The organism is Vibrio sp. V42_P2S4T144 (assembly GCF_009904715.1).
Taxonomy (GTDB): domain Bacteria; phylum Pseudomonadota; class Gammaproteobacteria; order Enterobacterales; family Vibrionaceae; genus Vibrio; species Vibrio alginolyticus.
In genome coordinates, this window is sequence record NZ_WXWS01000362.1 from 1 (window position 1) to 8,995 (window position 8,995).

General features: G+C 46.2%; 7 protein-coding genes. All 7 read right to left on the reverse strand.

Annotated elements, in window-relative coordinates; all coding sequences use genetic code 11:
- Positions 1 to 3: 3 nt before the first annotated feature.
- The 7 genes from sucC to sdhC all read right to left on the reverse strand — a co-directional run bounded on the left by sucC (position 4) and on the right by sdhC (position 8,841).
- Entirely contained in the window at positions 4 to 1,170 is a 1,167-nt protein-coding gene (sucC, locus tag CAG68_RS12375; RefSeq protein WP_005382179.1) for an ADP-forming succinate--CoA ligase subunit beta, read from the reverse strand.
- A gap of 213 nt (positions 1,171 to 1,383) precedes the next feature.
- On the reverse strand, positions 1,384 to 2,592 hold the full coding sequence (gene odhB, locus CAG68_RS12380; protein ID WP_161441213.1) for a 2-oxoglutarate dehydrogenase complex dihydrolipoyllysine-residue succinyltransferase: 1,209 nt from the start codon (positions 2,590 to 2,592) through the stop codon (positions 1,384 to 1,386).
- 28 nt (positions 2,593 to 2,620) lie between these two features.
- Complete coding sequence (gene sucA, locus CAG68_RS12385) at positions 2,621 to 5,446, reverse strand: 2-oxoglutarate dehydrogenase E1 component (protein ID WP_005382176.1); 2,826 nt, start codon at positions 5,444 to 5,446, stop codon at positions 2,621 to 2,623.
- A gap of 171 nt (positions 5,447 to 5,617) precedes the next feature.
- On the reverse strand, positions 5,618 to 6,328 hold the full coding sequence (locus CAG68_RS12390; RefSeq protein WP_005382174.1) for a succinate dehydrogenase iron-sulfur subunit: 711 nt from the start codon (positions 6,326 to 6,328) through the stop codon (positions 5,618 to 5,620).
- 15 nt (positions 6,329 to 6,343) lie between these two features.
- A complete protein-coding gene (sdhA, locus tag CAG68_RS12395) occupies positions 6,344 to 8,110 on the reverse strand; it encodes a succinate dehydrogenase flavoprotein subunit (RefSeq protein ID WP_005382172.1) in 1,767 nt (588 codons plus the stop codon).
- Positions 8,111 to 8,455, reverse strand: coding sequence for a succinate dehydrogenase, hydrophobic membrane anchor protein (gene sdhD, locus CAG68_RS12400; protein ID WP_005382169.1), 345 nt, complete (start codon positions 8,453 to 8,455; stop codon positions 8,111 to 8,113). It lies immediately after the preceding gene.
- On the reverse strand, positions 8,449 to 8,841 hold the full coding sequence (sdhC, locus tag CAG68_RS12405) for a succinate dehydrogenase cytochrome b556 subunit (protein ID WP_017634811.1): 393 nt from the start codon (positions 8,839 to 8,841) through the stop codon (positions 8,449 to 8,451). Before sdhC ends, sdhD begins: the two co-directional genes overlap by 7 nt.
- Positions 8,842 to 8,995: the final 154 nt, after the last annotated feature.

Consider the following 8,995-nt stretch of genomic DNA (forward strand, 5'->3'; position numbering starts at 1 on the left):
ACATTATTTAGCCTCCGCAGCAGCAACAACTTTCTGAGCAGCATCAGTTAGCGACTCAGCAGCAATGATATCAACATCAGAATTAGCAAGAACTTCGCGACCTAGGTCAGCGTTAGTACCTTCAAGACGAACAACAACAGGTACGCTTACGCCAACCTCTTTAACCGCACCGATAATACCTTCTGCAATCATGTCACAACGTACAATACCACCGAAGATGTTAACAAGTACCGCTTTCACATTGTCATCAGATAGAATGATCTTGAAAGCTTCAGCAACACGCTCTTTCGTCGCGCCGCCACCTACATCTAAGAAGTTAGCTGGTTTGCCGCCGTGTAGGTTTACGATATCCATCGTACCCATTGCTAGGCCTGCACCGTTAACCATACAGCCAACGTTACCGTCTAGTGCTACGTAGTTCAGCTCCCACTGAGCTGCGTGTGCTTCACGCTCATCTTCTTGTGAAGGATCGTGCATTTCACGAAGCTTAGGCTGACGATACAGTGCGTTTGAGTCGATGTTGATCTTACCGTCAAGACATAGCAAGTTGCCTTCACCAGTAATCACAAGTGGGTTGATCTCTAGCAGAGCAAGATCGTACTGAGAAAACATAGTGCCAAGACCCATAAAGATCTTAACGAATTGTTTGATTTGGTCGCCTTCAAGACCAAGTTTGAACGCTAGCTCACGACCTTGGTAAGCTTGTGGACCTACTAGTGGGTCAATTGCTGCTTTGTGGATGAGTTCCGGCGTTTCTTCCGCAACTTTTTCAATTTCCACACCACCTTCGGTAGAAGCCATGAAAACGATCTTACGGCTAGCACGGTCAACTACCGCACCTAGGTATAGTTCGTTCGCAATATTTGAAGCTTCTTCAACAAGGATTTTTGTTACTGGCTGACCGTTAGCGTCAGTTTGGTAAGTCACTAGGTTTTTACCTAACCACTTCTGTGCAAACTCTTTAACGCCTTCTTTTGTATCGTGTAGCTCTACGCCACCCGCTTTACCACGGCCACCAGCGTGAACCTGACATTTAACTACTTTCTTGGCTGTACTAATACGGCCTGCGGCTTCAAAAGCTTCTTGTGGTGTATCACACGCGTAGCCTTCTGGCACAGGCAAACCGAATTCTGCAAACAGCTGTTTGGCTTGGTATTCATGCAAATTCATTTCGATATTCCGTTTGTTTTTCCCTTAAGGGATTTATTATTTCCATAACGCTGCAGTCTTGGCTGCTTGTACGTCTGTAGGGTCTTCTCAAATCAATCCTTCATCATGAGTTCTCATACTGAAGGATTCAAATGAAGGCCAAACGTTGAGCTAGTCTAGCCATTGAAATTTTTAACGTCTAGCTACCTACGATAACTAGACGTTTTAGCGATATTAAACGTCTAATAGGAGACGTGCTGGGTCCTCTAGTAACTCTTTAATCGTTACTAGGAAGCCAACTGATTCACGACCATCAATTAGGCGGTGATCGTAAGATAACGCTAGGTACATCATCGGCAAGATTTCAACTTTGCCATCCACTGCCATCGGACGCTCTTGGATCTTATGCATACCAAGAATCGCTGATTGAGGTGGGTTGATGATTGGTGTAGACATTAGTGAACCAAACACACCACCGTTTGTGATAGTGAAGTTACCGCCCATTAGCTCGTCTACCGTTAGCTTGCCATCACGACCTTTAATAGCCAGCTCTTTGATGCCTTTTTCAACATCAGCGAAACCAAGCTTGTCACAGTCTTTTAGGACAGGTGTAACTAGACCACGTGGAGTTGATACCGCCATGCTAATGTCGAAGTAGTTGTGGTAAACAATGTCATCGCCATCAATCGAAGCATTTACTTCTGGGTAACGCTTAAGCGCTTCTGTTACTGCTTTCACGTAGAAAGACATGAAGCCCAAACGAATACCGTGACGCTCTTCGAACTGATCTTTGTACTGCTTACGAAGGTCCATGATTGGTTTCATGTTCACTTCGTTAAACGTCGTTAGCATTGCCGTGTTGTTCTTCGCTTCTAGCAGACGGTTAGCGACTGTCTTACGAAGGCGAGTCATTGGAACACGCTTCTGACTGCGAGCCGCTGCCGGCACGTCAACCACTGTTGGCGAGTCTTCTTTTGACGCAGATTTAGCGTTCGCAAGATGCGCTTCAATATCTTCGCGCGTAATACGACCACCAACACCAGTACCTTTCACTTGGCTTGCTTCTAAGCCATGTTCAGCCAATAAACGGCGCACTGCTGGGCTTAATGCGTCATTACTTTCTTCGCTAAGCGCAGCTTTGTGACGCTTATCAGGAGATGCTTCAGTACCTTCTGTTTTGTCTGCAGTTGGTTCACCTGCAACTGCGCCTGGCTTCAATTTAGCAATGATTTGTTTAGAAAGTACTGTCGCACCTTCTGCTTCAACAATAGCTTCTAAAACGCCAGCTTCCGGAGCTGGAACTTCTAGCACAACTTTGTCTGTTTCGATGTCAACCAAAACCTCGTCACGCTCTACTGCGTCGCCTGGTTGTTTGTGCCATGTCGCTACGGTTGCATCAGCAACTGATTCAGGTAAATCTGGAACCAGAATTTCAATTGTCATATCTGTTTCTTCCTTTAACTTCTAGTTCTTAATTCGAAGTTTTTGAGTTCACGTTCAGAGCGTCTTCAACCAACGCTTTTTGTTGTTTCAAGTGCACCGACATGTAGCCAACTGCTGGCGAAGCAGAAGCTGGGCGACCTGCGTATTTAAGATTTGCACCTGCAGGAATAGCGGCACGGAAGTTATGTTGGCTACAGTACCAAGCACCTTGGTTCTGAGGTTCTTCCTGACACCACACGAAGTCTTCAACGTTAGTGTATTGAGCAATTGCTGCTTGTACTTCTTCCATTGGGAATGGGTAAAGCTGTTCAATACGCACGATAGCAACATCGTCTTGCTCGTTGTTACGGCGCTGCTCTAGTAGGTCAAAGTAAACCTTACCAGCACAGAACACGACACGTTTCACTTTGCTTGGTTCTAAATCATCTACTTCTGGAATTGCAGATTGGAATGTACCATCCGCCAAGTCTTCAATCGTTGAAGTACATAGAGGGTGGCGCAGCAAAGATTTCGGCGACATAACAATGAGAGGTCGACGCATTGGGCGTACAACCTGACGACGAATCATGTGGTACACCTGAGCCGGTGTTGAAGGAACCACAACCTGCATATTTTGCTCAGCACAAAGCTGAAGGTAACGCTCTAAACGTGCAGATGAGTGCTCAGGACCTTGACCTTCATAACCATGAGGTAGAAGCATAGTAAGACCGCACAAACGCGCCCACTTTTGCTCGCCTGACGAGATAAACTGGTCGATAACAACTTGTGCACCGTTGGCAAAATCACCAAACTGTGCTTCCCAGATAGTTAAACCACCTGGTTCGGCTGTTGCGTAACCGTATTCAAACGCCAACACAGCTTCTTCTGACAATACTGAGTCAAAGACTTGGAATGGCCCTTGGTTGTCATGAATATTCGCTAATGGAATGTAAGTGCTTGCATCGGTTTGGTTATGAAGAACCGAGTGACGGTGGAAGAAAGTACCACGACCCGAGTCCTGACCAGAAAGACGAATACGCTTGCCATCGTCAACCAATGTAGCATACGCCAATGTTTCAGCCATACCCCAGTCAATGGCTTTTTCACCGGTCATCATTGCTAGACGATCGTTGTATAGCTTATTAACACGGCTTTGCAGTTTATGGCTTTCTGGGTACTGACACAGACGATTGCCTAGCTCAATAAGGCGTGTCTTGTCGTATTTTGAATCCCACTCCATATCCCATTCGTGCCCTAAGTAAGGGGACCAGTCTACAGAGTGCAACGCCATTGGACGCCATTCTTTAACAACCACTTCACCGCGATCTAATGCATCGCGATACTCATTGACTAACTGAGTCGCTGTCTCGATATCTGATTCATTTTTATCGATCAGAACATCTGCATACAATTTGCGTGGTGTAGGATGCTTTTTGATTTTCTGGTACATCAAAGGCTGAGTCGCATTTGGCTCATCCGCCTCATTGTGGCCGTGGCGACGGTAACATACAAGATCGATCACGACATCGCGCTTGAACTCGTTACGGTAATCCAATGCAATGCGAGTAACAAAAGCAACTGCTTCTGGGTCATCTGCATTTACATGGAAAATTGGCGCCTGCACCATCTTCGCGATATCGGTACAGTACATCGTAGAACGCGTGTCACGAGGATTAGACGTCGTAAAGCCTACTTGGTTGTTGATGACGATACGTACCGTACCACCAACTTGGAACCCACGAGCAAGAGACATGTTGAACGTTTCGGCAACCACACCCTGACCAGCGATTGCAGAATCACCGTGGATGGTGATAGGAAGCACTTTGCTACCTTGATTATCACCCAAGCGATCTTGACGTGCTCGAACTGAGCCCATGACTACTGGGTTTACAATTTCTAGGTGCGACGGGTTAAATGCAAGTGCTAAGTGAACATCACCGCCAGGAGTCGCAAAATCAGCAGAGAAACCTTGGTGATATTTCACATCACCCGTACCCCAAGTTTCGTCGTGTTTACCGGCGAACTCATCAAACAGGTCTTGAGGTTTCTTACCAAGTACGTTCACCAGCATGTTCAAACGACCGCGGTGAGCCATACCGATAACCACTTCACGCATTCCACTTGTACCCGCATGACGGATCAACTCTTTCGTCATCGGAATCAGCGCATCACCACCTTCTAAAGAGAAACGTTTTGCACCTGGGAATTTCGCCCCGAGGTAACGCTCCAAACCTTCAGCGGCTGTTAGCTCTTCTAGGAATGTGCGCTTCTCATCTTTGTTGAATGATGGCTGGCCTACGACAGACTCAAGGCGTTGCTGAATCCAACGCTTTTGCTCTGTGTCAGTCATGTGCATGTATTCAGCACCGATGGAACCGCAATAAGTTTTGTTGAGGGCTTCATAGATATCTTTCAACTTCATGGTTTCTTGCCCAACAGCAAAAGAACCTACGTTGAAAGTTTCTTCGAAGTCATCTTCGGTAAGATTATGAAAAGCAGGGTCTAACTCCGCCACTGTTGGGCGTTGCCATAGACCTAGTGGGTCTAATTCTGCAGCTTCATGCCCGCGGAAACGGTATGCGTTGATTAGCTGTAGAACTTTTACTTGTTTTGCATCGACATCTGGGTCACTAACTTGGACATTGTAATGCTTTGTTTCTCTAGCGAGTCGTCGGAAGTAGTCACGGACACGTGAATGTGGTTGTTCTGCCACTTCTTCTGATGGCTTAGGCAAGCCTTCAAAAACACGTTTCCACTCCTCACTTACCAGATCGGGATCACTTAGATACAGTTCGTAGAGGTCCTCTACATACGTTGCATTGGCGCCAGCCAAGTGTGAAGACTCGAGCCATGCCTTCATCACGCCGTTGTGCATATTTTCCCTTAACCAGTAGTTTTCACGTTTGCTTCGGTCTTTGCCGAGCTATAAGAGCCGACTAAAAATACGGTCGGCAATTTTTGTATTCTTTACTCGAATATTACTGAAGCAGTGAAGCGGTCATATCGGGTGATCCGCAACACTGCGACATTCCTAAGAGCGAGTAAATTAAACCGAACGATTAACCAACATCGACTTAATGTGACCGATGGCTTTCGTCGGATTTAATCCCTTAGGACAAACACTTACACAATTCATGATGCCATGGCAACGAAAAACGCTAAATGCATCATCAAGATCAGACAAACGTTCATCTGTTGCCGTATCGCGGCTATCAATTAGCCAACGGTACGCTGCGAGAAGACCAGCTGGGCCGATGAATTTATCAGGGTTCCACCAGAATGATGGGCAAGACGTTGTACAACATGCACACATGATACATTCGTACAATCCATCTAAATGCGCACGATCATCAGGCGATTGTAGGTTCTCACGTGATGGTGGTAATGCACCATCATCAATCAAGAATGGTTTAACTTTCGCATAGTTATCATAGAACTGCGTCATGTCAACGATAAGATCGCGCACGACAGGTAACCCTGGTAGTGGACGAATAACTATCTTATCGCCTTGTAGAGCAGATAACGGTGTGATACACGCTAGGCCGTTTTTACCATTCATATTCAAACCATCAGAACCACATACCCCTTCACGGCATGAGCGACGGAACGCGATGCTTGGATCTTGCTCTTTTAGCAGAATCAATGCATCAAGCACCATCATGTCTGAGCCTTCGTCTACCTCAAGGGTATACTCTTTCATGTAAGGCTTGGTATCCACATCCGGATTGTAACGGTATAAAGAGAAGTTTAATTTCATAGTCGTATCCTCCCTTTAGTATGTACGTACTTTCGGCGGGAAAGCTTCACGATGCGTTGGCGTCATGTTCACATCACGCTTAGTCATCGCTTCTGTTTCCGGATTGTAGATAGAGTGGCATAGCCAGTTCTCATCATCACGCTCAGGGAAATCGAAACGAGCATGTGCGCCACGACTCTCTGTACGGTAGTTTGCTGCAACGGCAGTTGAAAACGCGGTTTCCATCAGGTTATCAAGTTCTAGACACTCAATACGCTGCGTGTTGAACTCTGAAGACTTGTCCGCTAGATGCGCATCTTTCAAACGTTCGCGAATCACTTTCAACTCTTCTAGACCGGTTGCCATCGCATCGCCTTCACGGAATACCGAGAAGCTGTTTTGCATGCATGCTTGTAGGTCTTTACGAATCTGAACTGGATCTTCACCACCAGTGCTGTTTTCCCAACGCATAGTACGCGCTAGAGACGCTTCAATATCAGATTCTGTTGCAGGACGAGCTTCTGCTTGCGCTGCTAGCGTTTCGCCAAGGTGCAAGCCAGTAGCACGACCAAATACGACCAAGTCTAGTAATGAGTTACCGCCCAGACGGTTAGCACCGTGTACCGATACAGAAGCAATCTCACCACATGCGTAAAGGCCTTGTACTTCCATCTCGCTACCGTCGGCCTTCTGCTTAATTGCTTGGCCAGAGACTTGAGTAGGTACACCACCCATCATGTAGTGACAAGTTGGAATTACTGGAATTGGCTCTTTCACTGGGTCAACGTGTGCAAATGTACGAGACAGTTCACAGATACCTGGTAGACGTGATTCAAGTACTTCTTTACCAAGGTGATCAAGTTTCAACTTGATATGTGGACCCCAAGGACCATCACAGCCGCGGCCTTCACGAATTTCAATCATCATTGAACGAGCAACCACGTCACGACCAGCAAGGTCTTTCGCGTTTGGTGCGTAGCGCTCCATGAAGCGTTCACCATCTTTATTTAGAAGGTAACCACCTTCACCACGACAACCTTCCGTCACTAGAACACCCGCGCCAGCAATACCTGTTGGGTGGAACTGCCACATTTCCATGTCTTGCATTGGAACGCCTGCGCGAAGTGCCATACCAACGCCATCACCCGTGTTGATGTGCGCGTTAGTGGTCGATGCGTAAATACGACCTGCACCACCTGTAGCTAGAATGGTTGCTTTCGATTTGAAGTAACAGATTTCACCCGTTTCCATACAAATCGCAGTACAACCCATGATTGCGCCGTCTTGGTTTTTCACAAGATCCAAAGCGTACCACTCCGAGAAGATGGTTGTTTTGTGTTTTACGTTTTGCTGGTAAAGCGTGTGAAGAAGTGCGTGACCAGTACGGTCTGCAGCAGCGGCTGTACGAGCAGCCTGCTCACCACCAAACTCTTTAGATTGACCACCGAATGGACGTTGGTAGATGGTACCGTTATCGAAACGAGAGAATGGAAGACCCATCTTTTCAAGCTCGATAACTGACTCAGGACCATTTTTACACATGTATTCAATCGCGTTCTGGTCACCGATGTAGTCAGAACCTTTAACGGTATCGTACATGTGCCATTGCCAATCGTCTTTGTGCGAGTTACCCAGAGCAACGGTAATGCCGCCCTGTGCAGACACAGTATGAGAACGTGTTGGAAATACTTTTGACAACAAAGCACATGATAGGCCTTGTTCTGAAATTTGTAGTGCAGCGCGCATACCTGCACCACCAGCGCCGATTACTACGGCATCAAACTCACGAACTGGAATAGACACTTACGCACCCCACAGAATAAATAGACCAGAGAAGACATAGCCGAATAGCACGGCAATAACACCAAGTTGTAGTGCGCCACGTAGTTTCGCGCACTTAATGTAATCAGTTAATACCTGCCACAAACCAACCCATGCGTGAATCAGGATCGAGACAAGTGCCAACATGGTGAATACTTTAGTGAAGGTACCACCAAAGAATTGGGTCCAAGATGCGTAAGAGATATCTGAAAATGCACAGAAGCTAATCAGATAAATCGTGTATAGCGTCATAATGATTGCAGTTGCACGAATTAGTAGGAAATCGTGTACACCATTACGACCAAATGAAGATACGTGTTTTACCATACCAAGATCCCCGCCAATAATGATAATACTGCTGTTGCACCAAACGCGACTTTAGCGCTCATCGTGCCTGAATCTAGTTCTTCAAAGTGACCTAGATCCATCAATAAGTGACGGATACCACCTGCGATGTGGTAGGCAAGTGCAGTAAGAATTCCCCACAGGATGAATTTTACGAAGAAGCTATCGACGATGTCAGCGGCTTCCATAAAACCCATTGGGGATGACAGAGAAATGGATAGTAACCACAGTAATATACCCACCGCAACAAACGTAATTACCCCAGACACACGGTGTAGGATGGATGCGATTGCTGTGATAGGAAAGTGGATGGTCTGTAAATCTAAATTAACAGGTCTTGACTTTCTTTCTTTCACGGGCTTGCTCACTCAGCTCCATTGAGCATTTATTGTTATAACCAATTTCAGCTTCCAAACGTACAAAAGTTAACATCTATTTAACAAATATCGCGAGTAACCACTCAGATAATTGTAAACAAGTTGTTAACAAACGGAATCCAGCAACAAACCTCACTCTTTGTTT

Excerpts from the sequence above, each read along its gene's own strand:
- sdhD (WP_005382169.1), bottom strand. The coding sequence starts at position 8,455 with ATGGTAAAACACGTATCTTCATTTGGTCGTAATGGTGTACACGATTTC.
- odhB (WP_161441213.1), bottom strand. The coding sequence starts at position 2,592 with ATGACAATTGAAATTCTGGTTCCAGATTTACCTGAATCAGTTGCTGAT.
- sucC (WP_005382179.1), bottom strand. The coding sequence starts at position 1,170 with ATGAATTTGCATGAATACCAAGCCAAACAGCTGTTTGCAGAATTCGGT.
- sucA (WP_005382176.1), bottom strand. The coding sequence starts at position 5,446 with ATGCACAACGGCGTGATGAAGGCATGGCTCGAGTCTTCACACTTGGCT.
- CAG68_RS12390 (WP_005382174.1), bottom strand. The coding sequence starts at position 6,328 with ATGAAATTAAACTTCTCTTTATACCGTTACAATCCGGATGTGGATACC.